This is a genomic window from Steroidobacter cummioxidans, assembly GCF_003104955.1.
The window spans coordinates 109,693-130,456 of sequence record NZ_LSRW01000013.1 but is presented as its reverse complement, the minus strand read 5'-3'; the positions used below and the strand labels follow the sequence as shown (position 1 = coordinate 130,456).

The following is a 20,764-nucleotide window of genomic DNA, read 5'->3' as shown; positions in this document are numbered from 1 at the left end:
CCAACCAGGGCAATTACTTATATGTGGCGCGCTAGCCGAAACGAGGCGCTGGGGAACGCAGTGAGTGTGATGCTTGTCACACTCACTGGGAGGCGCTTAGTAGTTTTTACTCAGTGAGTCCCACTAGGGGACGCGGCGGCATCCGAAGCATCGCCTTTGTCGGACACCCACTGCGTCGCGTAGCGAATCAACTCACTGGTCGAGCGCAGATTCAATTTTTCGCGCATGTGACGACGATGCGCATCGACCGTCTTCATCGACAGGTCGAGCCGTTGCGAAATTTCACGGGTGCTGATGCCTTCACCGATCAGGCGAAACACTTCGAGCTCACGATCGGTCAATGCCGAGACCGGATCTTCGTCGGCCGCCGGCGAGCGGCCGCGTGCCACCTGGCTGAGCAAACGCTCGCCCATGGCAGAACTGACATGCCGCTGGCCCCGAGCCACCTTGCGTAACGCGCCAAGGAAATCGGTGCCGGCGACGTTCTTCATTACATAACCACTGACTCCGAGGCGGAGCAGCCGCTCGGCATAGAGCGCTTCGTCCTGCATCGAGAGCACCAGCACGCGGACATTTGGATGGTCATTGCGAATCCAGCGCACCAGTTCGATGCCGTCATCCGGGCCCAGCGCCAGATCGACGACCGCGACATCGGGCTCTTCGCCGGCAATGGCGGTTTGCGCCGCCTGCACCGACGCAGCCTCTCCCTGCAGGACAAATTCGCTCTGCCCTGCCAGCAGTTGCTTCAATCCTTCACGGACAAATGGATGGTCATCGACGATCAGGATCCTTGTTGGATCGGCCATAGTCTTTCCTCAAAGGGGACTGCCTCGTGCCCCCGTAGTACCGTCAATCTTGCGAGGGCACAAGCATGGAGCAATCCCCATTTTCCACAACGCCCTCAGGGTGATACGTTCCACCCCCGCGCGCCCGTATACGACCTGGGCACAGTGACATGAAAAAGGATTCTACAGAACCGCTGCATTTCGTCCTGCTGGAGGACGATCCCAACGATGCCGAGCTGATTCAATTGCAGCTGGCGAGGAACGACTTGGACATCACGTGGCGCCACGTGATGTCGGAGAGCGATTTTCGCGCGGCACTCGCTGGCACACCGCCCGATCTGGTGCTCGCCGACTACACGCTGCCCGGCTTCGATGGTCTCACGGCATTGCGCATCGTTTTGGAGCGATCGGCCGACATTCCCTTCATTTTCGTCTCCGGCTCGCTCGGCGAAGAGCGCGCGATCGAAGCACTCAAGAGTGGTGCCACCGACTACGTGCTGAAGGACCGACTGCAACGACTGCCCATGGTGGTCAATCGCGCGCTGTCCGAAACGCGCGTGCGTCGCGAGCGGCGCCGGGCCGAAACTGCGTTGGAAGAGCAACGCATCCTGCTCAGCACGCTCATCGACAGCCTGCCCGAGATCATTTACGCGGTAGACACCGAGAATCGCGTGACTATCGTCAATCGCGCACTGCTGGAGACGTTGAACAAGAAGCGCGAGGACGTGATCGGTCGGCGCCTGTCCGAGCTGTGGACCGAAGAGAACGTCGTCGACATCGAAGCGCAGGCCGGGACTACCATGCGCACCGGCCGGCCGCTCACCGATCAGGAGCGCGCGTGGATCGGCCTCGACGGCTCGGTCCGCTGGTTCACGATTACGCATGTACCGTTGCGCGATCATGGCACCGTGTCGGGCCTGGTCTGCACGGTGCAGGAAGTGACTCAGCGTAAAGAGCTGGAGCAGGAGATCCTGGAGATCTCCAATCGCGAGCAGCGCCGTCTCGGCAGCGACCTGCACGACGGCCTGGGCCAGGAGCTCACCGGTCTGTCGCTGCTGATGAAAGGCCTGGAGATGCAGATGGCGCGCGAGTCGCCGCAGTACTCGGCGCAAGTCACCAAGATCACCGATCTGCTGGCGCGGGCGATTCAGAGCACGCGCTCATTGGCGCGCGGGCTTGCGCCGGTGAATCTGGAGCGTGGTGGTCTGCCGGAGGCGTTGAAGCATCTGGTGGCTCGCTGCACCGATATGTACAGCCTGGAGTGCACCTTTACGATAGGCGGACAGAAGCTGCCGGATCTCGAAGAGGGTGCCGCGACTCATCTGTATCGAATCGCGCAGGAGGCGTCGACGAACGCAGCCCGTTATGCGCGTGCCACGTCGATCAACATCGATCTGCGCTCGACCGGGCGCAAGCTGCAACTGTCGATCGCCGACGACGGCATCGGCTTGAGCGCCGGCCTCGCGCAAGGCCGTCCCGGCATGGGCTTGAAGATCATGGAATACCGCGCGCGCATGCTCGGCGGCACGATCAGCTTCGATGAGCCCGGCGCGGGCACACGCATTACGCTGACAGCGCCTCTGCACTTGCTCCGGCAGAGCAAGGACAAGAAGCGCCTGGCAGCGAGCGGCTAGCTATTTGCGAACGACTGGGACGAGCGTGTGATCCGCGCCGTTCCACACGTCGATGAAGGATTCGATCTCCGACGCCGGCATCGACGGCGCGATGAAGTCGCCCTGAAGCGCATCGCAGCCACACTGCTCCAGGAATTCGAACGCCGGCGAGTTCTCGATACCTTCCGCGCACGCGGTGAGCGAAAGGTTATGCGCCAGCTCGACAATGGCGCGCACGACTGTCGCCGCCGCCTTGCTTTGTGAGATCTCCGAGATCAGCAGGCCGTCGATCTTCACCTCGCTGAACGGCATCTTGTACAGCAGTGTCAGCGATGACGTGCCGATACCGAAGTCGTCGAGCGACAGGCCGACGCCCTTTACGCGCAGGCGCGTGAAGATATCCATCACCAATTCCGGATCGTCGACCGACGCCGCTTCCGTCACTTCCAACGTGAGCTGCTCGGGCCGCACCTCGAACTCACGCAGTACACGTGACAGACGCTCCGGGAACTCCAGATCCTGCACCAACCGCGGCGACAGGTTCACCGCCGCGCCGAGGTCCAGACCGCGAGTGCCCCAGTGGCCGATCTGACGGATCGCATCGGTGAGCACGAAGTCGGTGAGATCGACGATCAGACCGGACTGTTCCGCCAGCGGCAGGAACTCGCCCGGATATAACAATCCCAAGCGCGGATGACGCCAGCGCACCAGCGCCTCGGCGCTGCGCACGTGCCAATCGTTCGCGGAGCGCACGACTTTCGGCTGGTAGTGCACGATGAGCTCGTGCTCGTCGATCGCGGTACGCAGCTCTTCCACCGAAATGCGCGAGCTCGGCTCGAGATGCTTGGCGAGCAGCGTCTCGATGTCTTCGAGCATCGCCGGCTTCTGCAGGGTGCCGAGCATCTTCAATCCCAGCGACTCGCCGAGCTGGCGCGCGCTCGCGAGCACGCGTTGATCCATGCCGCTGGCGAGCAGGATTCCGGAAGTCACATTCTGCCGAGCCAGATAACGCAGGGCCTCGATGCCATCCATGCCCGGCATTTGCAGATCGAGCAGGATCAACGCGGGCTGCCGATGCGACAGCTGCTCGCGGAAGCTGGCGGCGGTATCGGCAGTGATGACGGTGCAGCCGACGCCTTTGCCGATCTGCTCGATCAGCTCCAGGAAGTCCGCTTCATCATCGACCGCCAGTAATAGATTCCTCTCACGCCGGAACACGCTTGATCTCCTCATTTCCATCCAGCAGGGCGCGAACTCGTCGCGCCAGCTCTTCTAATTGATAAGGCTTGGGCAACAGCTCGACCGTGCCATCGAGCAGACTCCGATGCATCAGGGTGCTGTCGCTGAACCCCGAGGTGAGCAGCACTTTCAGCTCGGGACGCCGCTCGGTGAGTTTCTCCACCAGCTGCGGACCGAGCAGACCACCGGGCAACATGATGTCGGTGAACACCAGCGCGATGTCCGGATGCCGCATGAACCGCTCCAGTGCCTGATGCCCGTTGGCAGCCTCGTGTACTCGATAGCCGAGGCTGGTAAGAATTTCAATCGTCGTCCCCCGCACCTCGGCATTGTCCTCCACTACGAGGATGGTTTCATGGCCGCGTGGCAGATCGGCCTGCTCGGTGCCTTCGGGCTGCGTTTCATCGGCACCGGCCTGCGACCGGGGAAAATACAATTGCACGGTCGTGCCCTGCTGAGGAGCGCTGCGGATGTGCACGTGGCCTCCGGATTGCTTCACGAAGCCGTACACCATCGACAGGCCCAGGCCGCTGCCCTTGCCCACTTCCTTGGTCGTGAAGAACGGCTCGAAGACACGCTTGAGCGTCTCGGTGGACATTCCGGCGCCCGTGTCGGCGACTTCCACCAACGCGTATTCACCTGGCGTCAGGCCTTCTTCACGCGGCTGTCGGTCGGCGCCGATAGTCACATTCCGGGTTGCGATGGTGATGGCGCCGCCGCCAGGCATGGCATCGCGCGCATTGATCACCAGGTTCAGCACCGCGTTCTCCAACTGCCCCGGGTCGGCTCGTGTGAACCACGTACTCGGCGACAGCTGCCTGTGGATCTCGATATCGCCTGTCAATGAGCGTCGCAGCAATTCGTACATCCCGCCGATCAACTCATTCAGATCCACGATCTTGGGCTCGAGCACTTGCTGCCGAGCAAAGGCCAGCAGGCGTTTGATCAACTCGCCGCCACGCATGGCTGCATTCAGCGCAGTCTCGGCCTGTCGTAACAAACGCGGCGTTTGTTGCAACGAGCGCGTCAACAACTGCATGTTGCCGATGATGACCGAGAGCAGATTGTTGAAGTCGTGCGCGATACCGCCGGTGAGGCGACCGACCGCTTCCATCTTCTGACTCTGCCGCAGCTCGGCTTCGAGCAAACGTTTCTCCGTGATGTCACGTGCAGCCACGAAACATCCCTGCAGCTCGCCGTTGTCGTCGTAGTGAGGAAGGAATGCGGCTTCCAGATCGACCTGCTTGCCGCTCGCATCTCGATATCGACCCTGACCTTCGAGCGTCTTGCCTCGCAGAGCTTCACGCACATAAGGGCCGATCGCACCGTAACGGCGGTCGCCAATGACGTCCTTGATGATGCGTCCGCGAGTGTCGGCCAGCGGTGTCGCGAAGAACTGTTGGAAGACTCGATTGGCGTAGAGGATGCGCTCGTCGCGATCCGCGTATGCAACGAACAGCGGCAACGAATCCAACACGGTGCCGTAGAAATCCTGGCTGCGGCTCAGTGCCTTCTCCGCATCGATCTGCGCACTGATATCGCTGAGCGAGCCCGCCAGGCGCGTCGGGCGACCTGAGGCGTCGCGCTCCGCTTCGCCACGCAAACGACACCAGACAATGTTTCCTTTGCGAGTGACGACGCGACAGCGAGTATCGAGCCGACTCTGATTCTCCAGATGGGCGCGGATCTTGCCGAGCACCGCGACCCGGTCATCCGCATGCAGCACGTTCTGGAACGCTTGAAAGGTGTTGGCGAAATTCACATCGCCACAGCCGATGATGTCGCGGAACCGGCTGGCATACCAGACATGGCCAGACAGCAGATCCCATTCATACAAGCCATCCAACGTGCCGCGAATCGCGCGCTCCCAACGTTGTTCGACTTCGATCGCCGTGCGCTGATCTTGTTTGCTACGTGAGATGTCCTGCAGAACACCAATCACACGCGTCGCCTTACCCGCGGCGTCTCGGCGCACGACTTTGGCGTGCGCGAGAAACCATTTGGGAGTTCCATCGTGCGTAGCCAGGCGATACTCGGATTGAAAGTAAGGCGTGCCGCCGTGGAAGTGCCGCTCGAATTTTTCGAGCACCCCCTGATCGTCGGCCGGCAGCATCAAACGGTCGCTGAGCTCTGCGCGCTTCAATAACTCGCTCGGGTCGATGCCGAGAGAAATGCGCCACTGATCGTTGTAGGAAACCTGGTTCTGTTCGACATTCCAATCCCACATCGACAGCTCGCTCGCTTCCATCGCCAGCTCCAGCCGCGCTTCGCTGGCCCGCAAGGACTCGCGAGTGCACTTGTAGTCGGTGATGTCTTCCAGCGTGATGAGGACTTGTCTGGAATCGGCGGCGCGCGTGGTCACGCGAGTCCATACCATCTGGCTGTCTTTACAACGGATCAGCCATTCGGCGCTGAAGTCGTCGCCGGCGATGAGCGCCTGGCGCAGGTGCCGGTAGACAGGCGAGTCGTTGCCAGAATCGGCCAGCAGTTGCAGGCCGCCGTGCAGGAGGTCGTCACGGTCGTATCCGGTCAGGCGGCAGAAGGCGGCATTCACATGGATCAATCCGACCTGCACGCCGTTGCGGGTCGCGATGGCGATCCCGTGAACGACGGCATCGAGCGCGACAGACGCGTCGATGTCAGTAATGCGGTCGGCGACAGGCATGAACTCAGGGTTTCGATTAACTTGCGAGTTTGGATGAGTGACATAACCGGCCACCCTCGGGCCGCAAGTGCCGGAGTCTGAACAAATCCGTGCCGAGAAAGTGTGTTGTGGCGCGCGTCGGCGCTCGGTTAGGGGTTTCCCCTAACGATGGTGCACAGGGCGCTAAGAATGTCGGTGGCTTGCGGAGACCAGGGCGGGGTAGCTCCCCTGGCCTCCGCCGGTAGCGCGGACCCACCTTGCCCCGGAGGGGCCTAGGCTTCGGTTGAGAGCGCGGCTGTTAGCGGGCGAGCCAGCCGCCGTCCACGGGGAGGATCGTTCCGTGGACATAGTCCGACGCTTCCGACGCGAGAAACACGGCCGCGCCGCCCAGATCCGACGGCTTACCCCAGCGCCCGGCGGGAATGCGATTGAGGATGTCTTTGTTACGCTGCTCGTCCGAGCGCAGCGCCGTCGTGTTGTTCGTTTCGAAGTAGCCGGGCGCGATTGCATTCACGTTGATGCCGTACGCCGCCCATTCATTGGCGAGCAACCGGGTCACCCCCGCCAAGCCGCTCTTGCTGGCCGTATAAGAGGCCGTGCGAATGCCGCCTTGGAACGACAGCATCGACGCAATGTTGATGATCTTCCCGCCCCGCCCCGCTTCCACCATGGACTTGGCCACGGCCTGAGCGAGGAAGAACGGCGTTTTCAGATTCACATTGAGCGCCGCATCCCAATCCTGTTCGGTGAACACCAGCGCGTCGTTGCGACGGATGATGCCCGCGTTGTTGATTAGTATGTCTACACGCCCAGCCGCATCGACGGCGCGCGCGACGACTTGATGGGCTTCATGGCTGCGCTCCAGATCGGCGTACAGCGAATGAAACTTGCGCCCCGCGGCGACCACGCCTCTTTCGGTGTCTATAGTGCTGGAGCGGGCAATGCCGACGATGTCGGCGCCGGCTTGCGCCAGCGCCACAGCGATGCCCTGTCCCAGACCGGTGTTGGCGCCGGTCACCAGCGCCACTTTGCCCGCGAGCGAAAACGAAACGGCTTGGCTCATGTTATTGCAGCTGGCAGATGTCCAGGACGTTCATGTCGGTGTAATCCAGGTTCTCGCCACCCATGGCCCAGATGAAGCTGTAGTTGCGGGTGCCGGCGCCCATGTGAATGGACCACGGCGGCGACATCACAGCCTCTTCGTTGCCGATCACCAGGCTGCGCATTTCGTCGGGCTCGCCCATGAAATGCATGACGCGCTGCTGATCGCCTTCCAGGTCGAAATAGAAATAAATCTCCGAGCGCCGATCGTGCAGATGCGGCGGCATGGTGTTCCACACGCTGCCGGTCTTCAGCAGCGTCATGCCCAACAGCAGCTGCGAGGATTTGCAGGTTGCCGGCACGATGTACTGATAGATGGTGCGCTCGTTGGACGTTTCCAACGCGCCGCGCTCCAGCGGCACTGCTTTGTCGATCGAGATGTGCACAGCTTCGAAGCGCGCATGCGCCGGCGTCGAAGCGAGATAGAACTTGGCGGTCTCGCCGGCTTTGGCGGCTTCGAACACCACGTCCTTCGTGCCCATCGGCACATACAGACCGTCCTTGGGCGCGAGGTTATAAACAGTGCCGTCGAGCGTCACTTTGCCGGCGGTCTTGCCGATGTTTACAACGCCCAGCTCGCGGCGCTCCAGGAATGGCTTGCCCTTCGCGGACGCAGGCTCGGTCTGCTCGGGCAACTTCAACGCCTGGCCGGCGGCCATGGCGCCGCCGATGACGAAGCGCTCGTAGTGCGTGTAATTCAGCGTGATCTGGTTCTCCTTGAACAGATCCTGCACCAGATAGCGCTCGCGCAGCTGCTCGGTGGTGGCGCCGGCCATCATGTCCGGATGCGTGGCGTGATACGTTTTCTTGAACACGTGAATTCCCCTTCAGGAAGAACGGTGCCGTCAGAGCTTGTAAGCCTGCTTCGGCAACCGATAGGCGAGGTCGCGAGCGACTTGCGCCGCCGCGTCTTCGTCGATGCGATGCTCGGCGACCAGGCGCGACAGATAAACACAATCGATACGACGTGCCACATCGTGGCGCGCTGGAATCGACAGGAACGCGCGCGTGTCGTCGTTGAAACCGACGGTATTGTAGAAGCCCGCAGTCTCGGTGGTGTATTCGCGGAAACGCAACATGCCTTCCGGACTGTCATGGAACCACCACGCCGGGCCGAGCTTGAGCGCCGGATAATGACCGGCGAGCGGTGCGAGCTCGCGGCTGTATACCGTCTCGTCCAGCGTGAACAGAATGATGCTCAGTGTCTTGCTGTTACCGAACCGATCCAGCAACGGACGCAGCGCCTGGACATACTCGGTCTTCTCCGGGATGTCCGCGCCCTTGTCGCGGCCGAATGTTTCAAACAACCCGCGGTTGTGATTGCGGAACGCGCCCGGGTGAATCTGCATCACCAGACCGTCCTGCTCGCTCATTCTGGCCATCTCGACCAGCATGGCCGCGCGAAACAGCTCGGCATCGGCCGGTGTGAACTGTCCCGACGTGACTTTTTCGAACAGGCGTTGCGCCTCGACGGGACTGAGATCAGCGGTCGCCGCAGTCGGATGGCCATGATCGGTCGACGTCGCGCCGGCCTTGGCGAAATCAGCGCGACGCTTGCGATGCGCGGCGAGATAGCCCTGCCATGAGTAGACATCTTCGCCGGTGATCTCGGCAAAGCGCCGCAACGCATCCTTGAATTGCTCATGCTCTGGATCGATCACCGCGTCCGGGCGATAGGCAGTGATGACCCGACCTTGCCAGCCGCTGTTGTGAATCTTGTGATGATGATCGAGCGTATCCACCGGCGACTCGGTGGTCGCCAGCACTTCGATGTTGAAACGTTCGAACAGCGCGCGCGGACGGAATGCATCCTGCGCGAGCTTCTCGCCGATCGCGTCGAAGTAATTATCGGCGGTGGCAGGCTCGAGCCGCACCTTGATATCGAACACCTTCGCGAACACATAGTTCAGCCACAGCCACGACGGCGTGCCGTTGAACAAATAGAAATTAGCCGCGAACTTGCGCCACGCCTCACGCGGATTGGCGTTCGACGGCCCACGTCGCGAGGCGACGCCCAGGTCGTTCAGATCGACACCCTGGCTGTACAACATACGAAACAAGTAATGATCCGGCGCGAGCAACAGCTCGGTGGCGTTGCCGAACGATGCGTTGTCGGCGAACCACTGCGGATCGGTGTGACCATGCGGGCTCAGGATGGGCAGATCACGGACTTCCGCATACAGACGGCGCGCAATCTGTCGAACGGCGGGATCGGCCGGAAACAAGCGGTCTTCGTGCAGGTGTAAAGGTGTGCTCATGGCTCTTTCGTCTGCCCTTGCGGACAGGCTCAATGAAGTAAATGGTAACCGGTGTCATGGTCCACCGCCAGCAATCTCTACCCCTGGAAACCTGAACCGTGCGCAAAGTCTGAAGCGCCGGTGCCCTAATTTGCTGGGCGGCCTGATGACTCGCGCACCACCAGATGCGGGAAAACCGTAGTGGCTGCCGCCGACGGTCCCTCGGTACGCGAAATCTTTGCGATGAGCTTTTCTGCCGCGAGTCGGCCCATGTCCCGGATCGGTTGTCTCATCGTGGTCAACGAGGGACAGAGCCGCGAGGCCAAGGGGCTATCGTCGAAGCCAATGATCGTCAAATCATGCGGTATGCGCAGCCCGCGCAGGTACGCGGTTCGATAAACGCCGGCCGCGGTCTCGTCGTTACCGGCGAAGATCGCAGTGGGTCGCGGCGAGCGCGATAACAGCATTTCGGCGCAAGCTGCGCCGGATTCGAAGGTGTACGAGCCTTCTGCAATATAGTCGGGCGCCAGAGTCAGGCCACGATCGGCCAACGCATTGGAGAATCCTTCGAGACGCTCCTGCGAAGAACGATACGTCGGCGGGCCAATGATCATGGCGATACGTGTATGGCCTAGCTTCGCCAGATGCTCGGCGACCTCCGCGGCGGACTGGCGATCCATGGACTGCACCAGATTGCGCGGCTCATCGAGCGCGGCGGACAGAATGCGGATGTAGGGGCAACTGATCTCGCGCAGCATGTCGGCGAGCGCGTTGTTCTCCGATACCGGCGGCAGGATCAGCATGCCATCGAGCTTCTGGCGGCTCACCAACTGGCGAATGTCGCTCAGGAATTCCGGGCTATTGCGGTCGCACGGATGCACCACCAACTCGTAACCGACCCGCCGTAGCGCGCCGAGCGCGCCTTCCTGCACGTTGATTACGTAAGGCGCATTCGGGTTGTCATAAACCAAACCGATCAGATACGAACGACGGAACGCCAGACCGCGGGCCTGTGGGTCCGGCGTGAAGCCCGTGCTGCGAATGATCTCGGCGATGCGAGTGCGCGTTTCTTCGCGCACGAACGGCGATTCATTGATGACCCGCGAAACCGTCTTCTTCGAGACATTCGCCAGGCGGGCGATGTCGTTGATGGTGTGTTTCTTTTCCGGGATCCGGCGCAAGGTCGCCGGAGCTGCCTCAGGGACAGGCGTCGGCCGGGTTTCGGGGAGCGCGCGCGCGGCGGCTGCCGGGGGAGTCGGCTGACGAGTCGCTTTCTTGGCCGATTTTTTCACCATCGAACGAGAGAACCTGCTGTAAGTCGGGCCGCGTCAGAATACCCTGCATGTAGCCTCCAGCGCAGTAACGGTACCAGAACCGGACGCCAGCTGACACCGGTTTCCCGATCCCATCCATCAATGCCATCATGCAAACCATGAACGCGCCCGCTTCTGTCAATTGTGTGCCACCGGCGGTCTATCGGGTCTCGACCGAGGACGACGTTGTCGTCGCTTTGCGTGACTTGTCCGCGCAGGAAACCCTTACTGTTGGCGACCGATCCGTGGCGGTTACCGCCGCGATCCCCCGTGGACATAAGGTGGCCATCAGACCCGTCTGCGCGGGACAAGTGGTCCGCAAGTACGGCTGGCCGATCGGCCGTGCCACCTCTGATATCTCAGTAGGCTCGCACGTCCACTCACACAATCTGGAAACGCTGTTGAGCGGCACCGACCAATACGAGTACGCCGCCTCGAGTGCATCGCATATCACAAAGACCTGCAGCAAAGGCAGTTCATTCCTTGGCTATCGCCGCGCCAATGGCAAAGTTGGGACACGTAACGAGATCTGGATTCTGTGCACCGTGGGCTGTGTCGGCCGCACAGCAGAGCGCATCGCCCGACTGGCCGCGCAGAAATATGCGGGGCGGGTCGATAACATCGTCGCCTTTCCTCACCAGTTCGGCTGCTCGCAACTCGGCGGCGATCTGGATCGCACGCGACGACTGATTGCCGGGCTCGCGCGTCATCCGAATGCGGGCGGCGTGCTGATTCTCGGACTCGGCTGCGAATCGAATCAGCTGTCCAAATTGCTCACCGAGATTCCCGAGCCAGAGCGCGAGCGCATTCGTTACTTCGCGGCGCAGGCAACGGAAGATGAAACTGAAGCGGGCCTGCAGGCGGTGTCAGAGCTGGTGCAACTCGCCGAGCGGGATCAGCGCGTGCCGTGCGGGCTCGACGATCTGGTGGTCGGCCTGAAATGCGGCGGCTCCGATGGCTTCAGCGGCATCACCGCGAATCCTCTGGTTGGCCGCATCGCCGATCGCGTCACAGCAGCTGGCGGCACCGCGGTGCTCACCGAGATTCCCGAAATCTTTGGCGCCGAACAGTTGTTGATGGAGCGCGCCGCGAGTCGTGAGGTGTTCGACGGTATAGTGACCGTGGTGAATGACTTCAAGGAATATTTCCTGCGCAACAACCAGCCGGTGCACGAGAATCCGTCACCGGGCAATAAAGCTGGCGGCATAACGACGCTGGAAGAGAAATCGCTCGGCGCCGTACAGAAAGGCGGGCACGCGACAGTTACGCAAGTGCTCCGCTATGGCGAGCGCACCACCAAGCCCGGGCTCACGTTGCTCGAAGCACCCGGCAACGATGGTGTTTCATCGACAGCACTGGTCGCCGCGGGCGCGACGATTCTCTTGTTCACCACCGGGCGCGGCACGCCGCTGGGCTTCCCGGTTCCGACACTCAAAATCAGCTCGAACTCCGCGCTCGCCGCACACAAATCGCATTGGATCGATTTCGACGCCGGCAAGGCGCTGACCGCTGCCGATCCCGAAACGGTGACCGATGAATTCCTGCAGCTGATCGTTGCTACCGCATCCGGCCAGCCCGCGCGCAACGAAGTAAACGAGCAGCGTGAAATTGCAATCTGGAAGGATGGTGTGACTCTGTGACTCTATCGCTCGCGTCGGTCGCGGTTCTGGGAAGCCGCGATCTGAGAATTCCTACCTACGATCGCAACGCCGTCAGCATCGGCATCGTCCACTTCGGGCCCGGCGCGTTTCATCGCGTTCACCAAGCCTGTTACATCGACGACGTACTGCATACGGATCCGCGCTGGGGCATCTGCGAAGTCTCTCTGCACAGCACCGGCGTGCGCGACGCGCTCGTGCCGCAGGATGGTCTGTACACCATCGCCATTCTCGACGAGCAATCTTCCTTCCGTGTGATCGGCTCGGTGAAGGAAGTCCTGGTGGCGCCGGAGTCGCCGGGCACTGTCCTGGAGCGCATGATCGCTCCGACGACCCGCATCGTCAGCGCGACCATTACGGAGAAAGGTTATTGCCTGAACAAGGAAGGCGGCCTGGACTTCTCACATCCCGACATCGCGCACGACTTGCAGAATCCCGAAGCACCGAAGACGTTCGTTGGATTCCTGGCCCGCGCCTTGCGCTTGCGCCACGACCGCGGTCACGAACCCTTCAACGTCATCAGCTGCGACAACCTCGCGGACAACGGCCATCGACTGCGGCGCGCCGTGTTGGAGTTTGTTCGGTCGAACGACCCAAGTCTTGCCGCGTGGGTTGAGAAGGAAGTGCCGTTTCCCTGCACGATGGTGGACAGCATCACTCCGGCAACCGACGACGCACTCCGGGCTCGTGTGAAAGATGCGCTTGGTATCGAGGACCTCTGGCCCGTGCAGCGTGAGTTTTTCTGCCAATGGGTGATCGAGGACAAACTGCGAGGTTCGCAGCCGGACTGGGCCGTTGTCGGCGTGACCGTGACTGATGACGTCGCAGGTTTCGAGCGTGCCAAGCTGCGACTGTTGAACGGCGCTCATTCGACGCTGGCCTACACCGGCAGCCTCGCTGGCTACGAGACCGTTTCCTCCGCGATGGGCGACACCGCGCTCGCGAGCTTCGTCCGCCGCATGATGCTCGATAACATCCGCTCGGGGCTCGACGCTCCCCAGGGACTCGATCTGGATCGATACATCGAAGCTGTGCTGCGTCGGTTCCGCAATCCCATGATCCGTCATCTGTTGTCGCAGATCGCGTGGGACGGCTCGCAGAAGCTACCGTTCCGAATTCTGCCAACCATCACTGAGAATCTGGCTGGTGGCCGCTCGATTGCACGACTGTGTGTGCCACTCGCGGCGTGGTTTCATTTCATTCGGCGGATGACGCGCGATCAGCGCCAGATCATGGACCCGCTGGCATCTCAGCTCGGCGAGCTCGCGAAGCGATGCACCGGCGACGCTGCCAATGATGTGTCCGTTTTCCTCAGCCTGGAAAAGGTCTTCAACGCCGACCTGGCACGGAACGAGAAATTCCGCGCGGCGCTCGAGAACGCTTATGCGCGCCTGTCTTCGGTCGAGAGCCCCGCCCAACTTGGCGAGGCGCTCGCAGGCATCAATGCTTGAGGAGTGACGGTAGCCACAGCGACAGCTGAGGCACGAACACAACGATCAGCGACACAGTCAGCGCTGCGAGATAGAACGGCCAGATCGTCCGCAGCGCCTGTGTCACACTGATCTTGCCGATCGCCGTGCCGACGAACAGCACCGAGCCCACCGGCGGCGTGATCAGGCCGATGCCGGCGTTGAGAATCAGGATCACGCCGAAGTGCACCGGATCGACGCCGAATGCTTTGGCGACCGGCAGGAAGATCGGCGTGCAGATGATGATCAAGGGCGCGAGATCCATGAACGTGCCCAGGGCGAGCAGCAGCACGACCAGCATGATCAGAATCATGTGCTTGTTGTCAGCCACCGCGGTCAGCGCTTCGACCGCCGCCGACGGCACCTGCATGTAAGCCAGCAGCCAGCCAAACGAGGCGGCGGCACCGATAACAAACAAGATCAACCCGGTGGTGCGCACTGCACCCATGCAGGTCTCTTGGAAGTGCTGCCAGGTGAGGCGACGATAAACCAGACCGGTCACGAGAATGGCATAGAACACTGCGATCGCAGCGCTCTCCACCGCGGTGAAGACGCCAGCCCGGATGCCGATGAAGATCAGCGCGACCAACAGCAGGCCCGGCAGCGCCGCGACCAGTCGAACGAAGATCTCTTTCATTCCTGGGAACGCTTCAGTTGCATAGCCACGACGCCGGGCAATCGCCCAGCCCGTGAACATCACCACCAGCGTCATCAGCAGCGCCGGAATGATGCCCGCCGCGAACAGATCGGCAATGGAAATCGAGCCACCCGCGGACGCCGAATACAGAATCAGGTTGTGAGAAGGCGGCACGAGCAGTGCCACCAATGCCGCAGTGATTGAAACATTCACGGCGAAGTCACGATCGAAGCCGCGCTTCACCATCTGCGGAATCATCGTGCCACCGATCGCGGACACGTCGGCAATTGCGGATCCGGACACGCCGCCGAAGAACAACGAAGCAAGCACGTTCACCTGCCCCAATCCGCCGCGCAGATGTCCGACCAGCGACGACGCGAACGCAATCAGGCGCTCTGAGATACCACCGCGCATCATCATCTCGCCGGCGAAGATGAACAGCGGAATCGCGATCAGCGACGCCGCATTCGCGCCCGCTGCCGTCTGCAGGGCCACTACGATAGGTGGCAAGCCGAGATACAACACCGTCGCGAGCGACGATGCGATCAACGCGAAGCCAACCGGCAATCCGATCAGCAACAGCAGCGCGAGCGTACCGAACAGAATGGCGATAGACATATGCCGCTTACTCCGCCGTCGGATCCTGATGGGGAGGCGGGATCAACACCTTCTCCAGCGCGAAGATCGCAATCAACAATCCGCCGATGCACAACGGCAGATAAGCAACGCCCTGCGGGAACGGCGCGCCGGCGATGGGATAGTCCCAGGCGTCGCTCACCATTTTCGCGCCCCAGATCGCCATCATCAGACCGATGCCGGCGGCGACCAGGCTGGTCATCGCCAGCAACGCCGAGCGCACTTTTGGCTTGGCCGTCTCCACCAGAATGAAGAATCCGAAGTGACGGTTGGAACGGACGCCACACGCAGCACCCAGCATCATCGTCGTGCTCATACACAGCAGCGCGAGTGGCTCGGTCCAGCTCGGCGAATCATTCAGCACGTAGCGTGCGAAGACCTGCCAACCCTGCACGAGCGCCATGCCGCCAATGCCAAAACAAGCGACTACGAGAGCTGCGCGATCGATCCTATCGAGCACAGAGGCAACGCGCGCCGTGACGGGAACGATCTTGGTTTGCTGATTTGCAGCCATGACTCAGGCCACCGCTCGGATGCTTGCGTGGATCTCGCCGAGTCCCTGGCGCTGCAAGTACTGCTTGAGCAACGGCTGCGCTGCGCGATGAAACGCAGGCGCATCCACGTCATTCGCCTGCACACCCGCCGCGAGCACGATGTCTCGGGATTCGCCATCCATCCGATCCCACAGCTCCCGCATGACTGGCACGGACTCGCGCGCGGCAGCCAGGAGCAACTCTCGATCCGACGGCTGCAACGATTCGAACGTCCGCCGCGACATGAGCAGCGCTTCGGGCGAATGCGAGTGCATGGAATGCGACCAGTAGCGCGCCACTTCGAAGTGACGGCTGGTGTGGAAGGTGCGCCAGTTGTTTTCCGCACCTTCGATCAGATGTGTCTGCAGCGCCGAGTACGACTCACCAAACGGCAGCGGCGTGGGATTCGCCCCGAGCGCGCGAGCCAATTGGATGAAGATGTCCGAGGGCGGTACGCGAATCTTCAGGCCCTGCAGATCCTTGGGCTCATGCACGGGCCGGCGTGTGTTGTAGAACGAGCGCGCGCCCGCATCGTAGATCGCCAGGCCGACGAGATCGCGCTTGGCGAAACTTTCCAGCACGACTCGACCGGCGTCGCCGTCGGCCGCACGACGCATGTGCTCGACCGACTCGAACACATACGGCAGCGAAAAAATCTGCGTCAGCGGAAATGGATTGTTGAGCGAGGCGAAGTTGACGCGAGTGATGTCGAGCGCGCCAAATCGAGCCATGTCGATCGTGTCGGACTCGCGCCCCAGCTGGCCCGCGTAGTACACGCGAATGTTCAATCGTCCGTTGGTTTCCTGCTGCAGCCTCTTGCCAATCCAACGCACCGCTTCGACGGTGGGATAGCCATCGACGTGCACGTCGGCAGCTGTCATGAATGGGCTCGACGACGCAGCCGGTAGCCGCGCCGTCGCGCAGAGCGCGCCGATTCCAACCAACAGTTCGCGCCGCTTCATGAGAATCAGCGCGCAGCGCCCGAGAGATAATGACCGGCGCGAACGCCGCGACACTCGACCTCGCCACAGCCCTCGAACACATGTCGTGACTGTTGTCCGGCGCGAATGTCGTGCACACCGGTAATCGCACCCGTCGAAATGAAGTCACCCGCGCGCAGCGGGCGGCCGCGCTCGGCGCATTTGCTCAAAGCAAACGCCAGCGCCCCAAGTGCGCCTTGTCGGATGAACGCGGTGCCGCGGCCCACGAAACCGTCATCGATGAAAGTCAGCGCAACGATCTCTTCGATAGAGCGCCACTCGCCAATGCTCGCGCCCACCACGACGCCCCAGTTGTTACCAAAATCGGAAATGACGGCGCCGGGCCCCAGATCATTCAACGTCGCGAGCGGACTGACGGCGGTTTCCACACCGAGATGAAAGCTCCGCACCAGCTCCGCGGCTTCATCGATGCTCCAGACCGTCTTGTTGGCCGGCGCATCTTCACTAACACGCAGCACGATCTCTGCTTCCACCGCGCCGAAGCCGCCTTCGATCAAAGGAAAATCGATGACCTGACCGACGCGCGCGATGCGCAGATTGCGCTCGAACACGGGACCGACCAGGCGCTCTTCAGGAAATTGTTCAGCGAATGCCGTGCCGATGCGCGCGACCTTCCAACCGACGATCTTGTCGGGGAAGCGTTTGATGGCGAGCTCCTGACAACTATAAGCATCGGCCAGCGTCGTGGGCAGCGTGCCCGGATACTGTGGCAGCGATTGTCCGGCCAGCCGCGCACGCACGAACTGCTCGGCAATCATCTCGGCGCCGCTAGCCGGCACCCCATGCAACACCGCGCTACTCATGTCGCAGTATTCCCCCTTCAACAACATTAAATTCCCGATAGCGGCGGCCCCAGGGGGCGCCGCGAGATGCGAAAAACTGTATATAGGAAACCGGTGTCATTTACAATCCACCGGGTCCCGTACCAAGTCCGATTCAGGGGGTCTCATGCACAACAACCCGTGGTCGCTGCGCTTCAAGTTGGGCTCGCTGCTGTTATTGTTAACAGCGGCAACCTCGCTGGCAGCGGCTGACAATCTGCTGGCTTTCCCGGGCGCGCAGGGCGCGGCCGCTCAAACCCCAGGCGGTCGAGGAGGACGCATCATCCGCGTCACCACCCTCGATGCCAGCGGGCCCGGCTCGTTGCTCGAAGCGCTGGAAACCAAAGGTCCACGCATCGTCGTGTTCGAAGTCGGCGGCGTGATCGACATGCAGAAGCATGAGATCAAGATCAAAGAGCCGTTCCTCACGATCGCGGGACAAACCGCGCCATCGCCGGGTATCACACTGATCCGAACCGGCATCGACGTGCTCACTCATGACGTAATCCTGCAGCACATCCGCGTGCGCACCGGTTCGGCCGGCGCCGAGCCACGCAAAGGCTGGGAGCCCGACGCCTTCTCGACGATTGGCGCGTACAACGTCATCGTCGATCACTGCTCTCTGACCTGGGCGGTCGACGAGAATCTCTCGGCATCCGGGCCACGCTTCACCGGCAAGACGGTGGCAGATTGGCGCAAGGGCACTTCCCACAGCATTACCTTCAGCAACAACATCATTGCAGAAGGCTTGCGCCACTCCACTCATGCCAAAGGCGAGCATTCCAAGGGCTCGCTGATCCACGACAATGCCACCGACATTCTGATCATCAATAACCTGTACGCGCACAACCACGAGCGCAACCCGCTGTTCAAAGGCGGCGTGCACGGCATGGTGATCAACAATCTGATCTACAACCCAGGACCGCGTGCCGTTCACTACAACCTCATCGCTGAAGAGTGGCGCGGTCAGCCGTATCAGAATGGCCGGCTGGCACTGATCGGCAACGTACTGCGCGGAGGTCCTTCGACGCCGCCGAATCTGCCGCTGTTCATGCTGGGCGGCTCGGGCGATCTGGAATATTACGAAGCCGACAATATCGCGGTGGATTGGACCGGGCAGGACCTGCCGAAACTGGGCCGCTACACGAATTCATCGGCCAAGCTCATTCCGATGGCGAAGCCGGCGCTGCCATTTGGCGTTCAACCGATCGCCGCTGCTGAGGTACAAGACGCAGTGATTCTCGATGCTGGCGCGCGTCCGTGGGATCGCGATCCCATCGATGCACGCATCGTCGCGGACACCATCGAAGGCCGCGGCGAGATCATCGACAGCGAGGACGATGTCGGCGGCTATCCTGCGTACAAGGAAACTCGCCAGAAGTTCGATGAGAAGGCTTGGGATCTGCGGTACATGACACCGCGAGCGAAGAAATAAAACTCCGCGCCGGACTAGGGCCTGTGTTCACAGGCCCTAGTACGTGCCGCGCTGAATGTAAGGCACCTGCGCAAACAGCTTCCGCTCCTCACCCCGAGGATCGTTGACCAGCTGTGATTTCACATCGAACACCATCGTCGCACGCGACGATAACTCGTACGGCTTCCATTCCGGAATGCCCGCGTGCGTCGGATTGCCCGTGCGCGCAAAGGCAATGAAAGCTTCGCTCATCTGATCCGCGGCCTTCTGCGTGTCCGCATCTGTGCCAGATGGCGAGCCGGGCTGAGCGATGTTGTCGAACACCAGCGGAATATCCATGCCGTGCATCGCGCCGAACCGGCCATTCTCGAGTGGCGAGCGATAGTTCAACTGATACGCATACGCTGGCGAGCCTTGTGACGCGCGCAGCTCCGCCTCGATCACAGCACCCCGCCACGACCGTCCCGCCGTCGTCGCTGCGAAGAACACCTCAGTCGCCGAATATTTCGGATACAGCTTGCGGTACTCGGCGATGACGTACTCCGGCTGGATGTCCACATGCAACTGCGGCAGCAGACGCTCTGGCAATCCTTCCCAAGTCAGCTCGTGCACACCGGGCTCATTGCCAAGAAAGGCGCGCGTCTCATCGAGCGTATTGCCGATTATCATGGGAATGCCCGCGGCCAAAGGCGGAGCGTCCGGATAGAACGGATGGCGCAGCAGCGCCGACTGATCGAGCACCGGGCCGAAATAAATATTGCGCCCAACCATCGATGGATCGTTGGCGCGAGTCGCGGCGACCAAGTCGCCGGCCGGCACGTCGCCCAGCTTCGCGACATCGGTCGGCGCAATCTTCAATGTTTCCAAAATCGTCAGCGCGCGCTGAGTCGCGCCGCGCGGGCCGGCAGCGGTGACTTGCTGACCACTCATGGTCGCGGCTCGTTGGAAAGAGCCTTGCGCGACCGGCATTGCCATCATCGTTGCGATCTTCGCGCCGCCGCCCGACTGACCGAACACCATGATCCGCTGCGGATCGCCACCAATCGCTGCGGCGTGATCGCGCACCCACGCCAGAGCCTGCACCAGATCGAGAATGCCAACGTTGCCCGATGATGCGTACTGAGCTCCCGCAAGACGCGCCAGATACAAATGACCGAACACGTTCAAGCGATGATTGACGGTGACCACTACAACATCGCCGCGCTGACACAGCCGCGTGCCGTCGTACAGCGCACTCGATCCAGAGCCGCTACTGAACTCACCGCCATGAAACCAAACCATCACGGGCCGCTTGCGGCCGTCTTGCAACGCTGGCGTCCAGACGTTGAGCACCAGACAGTTCTCGCCCATTTGCTCGTGAGAGCCGGGTTGCGGACACGACGGGCCGTAGTTCAACGCGTCGCGCGTCTTCTTCCATGCGACGGGCAGCTGCGGCGGCAGGAAGCGTGTAGTGCGAGTATCGGCACCGTAAGGAATGCCCTTGAAGATATGAACACCTTGCGCTTTGACGCCCGCGACCTTGCCAGCGCGCGTACTGAGGATGCTGCTCCTGCCCGAGCTTGCGTGAACGATGGAAGGCAGGATCGAGCTGCTGGCCATCAACAACGAACTGCCGAGCAGCTCGCGACGAGAAATCGAGCGTCCGCTGGCCATCTGATACTCG

At 61.6% G+C, this 20,764-nt stretch carries 16 protein-coding genes; 4 read left to right on the top strand and 12 right to left on the bottom strand.

The annotated features are described in order from the left end of the window. Positions 1 to 110 precede the first annotated feature (110 nt). The gene (locus tag D0550_RS09280; RefSeq protein WP_116808836.1) at positions 111 to 806 is read right to left on the bottom strand and encodes a response regulator; all 696 of its coding nucleotides are present in this window, start codon (positions 804 to 806) and stop codon (positions 111 to 113) included. A 149-nt stretch (positions 807 to 955) separates the two neighbouring features. Between D0550_RS09280 and D0550_RS09275 the strand changes: the two genes are divergently transcribed. Further along, positions 956 to 2,419: a PAS domain S-box protein gene (locus D0550_RS09275; protein ID WP_116808835.1), complete on the top strand. Its 1,464-nt coding sequence runs from the start codon at positions 956 to 958 to the stop codon at positions 2,417 to 2,419. Here D0550_RS09275 and D0550_RS09270 read toward each other — a convergent pair whose 3' ends face one another. The 6 genes from D0550_RS09270 to D0550_RS09245 all read right to left on the bottom strand — a co-directional run bounded on the left by D0550_RS09270 (position 2,420) and on the right by D0550_RS09245 (position 10,914). Beyond that, entirely contained in the window at positions 2,420 to 3,616 is a 1,197-nt protein-coding gene (locus D0550_RS09270) for an EAL domain-containing response regulator (RefSeq protein WP_161965725.1), read from the bottom strand. After that, positions 3,603 to 6,302: a hybrid sensor histidine kinase/response regulator gene (locus D0550_RS09265; RefSeq protein WP_116808833.1), complete on the bottom strand. Its 2,700-nt coding sequence runs from the start codon at positions 6,300 to 6,302 to the stop codon at positions 3,603 to 3,605. The genes D0550_RS09270 and D0550_RS09265 overlap by 14 nt, the downstream gene beginning before the upstream one ends. A gap of 277 nt (positions 6,303 to 6,579) precedes the next feature. Continuing rightward, positions 6,580 to 7,344 (bottom strand): 2-dehydro-3-deoxy-D-gluconate 5-dehydrogenase KduD, encoded by a 765-nt coding sequence (gene kduD / locus D0550_RS09260; RefSeq protein WP_116808832.1) that lies wholly within the window; start codon positions 7,342 to 7,344, stop codon positions 6,580 to 6,582. Position 7,345: 1 nt separating this feature from the next. Continuing rightward, positions 7,346 to 8,197, bottom strand: coding sequence for a 5-dehydro-4-deoxy-D-glucuronate isomerase (gene kduI / locus D0550_RS09255; RefSeq protein WP_116808831.1), 852 nt, complete (start codon positions 8,195 to 8,197; stop codon positions 7,346 to 7,348). Positions 8,198 to 8,227: 30 nt separating this feature from the next. Then, positions 8,228 to 9,640 carry a glucuronate isomerase gene (gene uxaC / locus D0550_RS09250; protein WP_116808830.1) on the bottom strand — a complete coding sequence of 471 codons (1,413 nt, stop codon included), beginning with the start codon at positions 9,638 to 9,640 and terminating at the stop codon, positions 8,228 to 8,230. A gap of 125 nt (positions 9,641 to 9,765) precedes the next feature. Continuing rightward, positions 9,766 to 10,914, bottom strand: a complete 1,149-nt coding sequence (locus D0550_RS09245) for a LacI family DNA-binding transcriptional regulator (RefSeq protein ID WP_116808829.1) — start codon at positions 10,912 to 10,914, stop codon at positions 9,766 to 9,768. A gap of 137 nt (positions 10,915 to 11,051) precedes the next feature. On the opposite strand from D0550_RS09245, the gene D0550_RS09240 reads away from it, so the two are divergent. Both D0550_RS09240 and D0550_RS09235 read left to right on the top strand, forming a co-directional pair. Then, entirely contained in the window at positions 11,052 to 12,572 is a 1,521-nt protein-coding gene (locus tag D0550_RS09240; RefSeq protein ID WP_116808867.1) for a UxaA family hydrolase, read from the top strand. Beyond that, the gene (locus D0550_RS09235) at positions 12,569 to 14,041 is read left to right on the top strand and encodes a mannitol dehydrogenase family protein (protein ID WP_206606173.1); all 1,473 of its coding nucleotides are present in this window, start codon (positions 12,569 to 12,571) and stop codon (positions 14,039 to 14,041) included. Before D0550_RS09240 ends, D0550_RS09235 begins: the two co-directional genes overlap by 4 nt. Here D0550_RS09235 and D0550_RS09230 read toward each other — a convergent pair. The 4 genes from D0550_RS09230 to D0550_RS09215 are packed head-to-tail and all read right to left on the bottom strand — an operon-like array spanning position 14,031 to position 17,669. Next, positions 14,031 to 15,314, bottom strand: coding sequence for a TRAP transporter large permease (locus D0550_RS09230; RefSeq protein WP_116808828.1), 1,284 nt, complete (start codon positions 15,312 to 15,314; stop codon positions 14,031 to 14,033). The genes D0550_RS09235 and D0550_RS09230 overlap by 11 nt on opposite strands. 7 nt (positions 15,315 to 15,321) lie before the next feature. After that, positions 15,322 to 15,846 carry a TRAP transporter small permease gene (locus D0550_RS09225; RefSeq protein WP_116808827.1) on the bottom strand — a complete coding sequence of 175 codons (525 nt, stop codon included), beginning with the start codon at positions 15,844 to 15,846 and terminating at the stop codon, positions 15,322 to 15,324. 3 nt (positions 15,847 to 15,849) lie between these two features. Further along, positions 15,850 to 16,833, bottom strand: coding sequence for a TRAP transporter substrate-binding protein (locus tag D0550_RS09220; protein WP_174842482.1), 984 nt, complete (start codon positions 16,831 to 16,833; stop codon positions 15,850 to 15,852). Beyond that, the gene (locus D0550_RS09215) at positions 16,833 to 17,669 is read right to left on the bottom strand and encodes a 2-keto-4-pentenoate hydratase (RefSeq protein WP_116808825.1); all 837 of its coding nucleotides are present in this window, start codon (positions 17,667 to 17,669) and stop codon (positions 16,833 to 16,835) included. The genes D0550_RS09220 and D0550_RS09215 overlap by 1 nt, the downstream gene beginning before the upstream one ends. Positions 17,670 to 17,814: 145 nt before the next feature. On the opposite strand from D0550_RS09215, the gene D0550_RS09210 reads away from it, so the two are divergent. After that, positions 17,815 to 19,122: a pectate lyase family protein gene (locus tag D0550_RS09210; protein ID WP_116808824.1), complete on the top strand. Its 1,308-nt coding sequence runs from the start codon at positions 17,815 to 17,817 to the stop codon at positions 19,120 to 19,122. 36 nt (positions 19,123 to 19,158) lie between these two features. Here the strand turns inward: D0550_RS09210 and D0550_RS09205 are convergent, their stop codons facing one another. Then, positions 19,159 to 20,754, bottom strand: coding sequence for a carboxylesterase/lipase family protein (locus D0550_RS09205; RefSeq protein ID WP_116808823.1), 1,596 nt, complete (start codon positions 20,752 to 20,754; stop codon positions 19,159 to 19,161). Between the last annotated feature and the right edge of the window lie 10 nt (positions 20,755 to 20,764).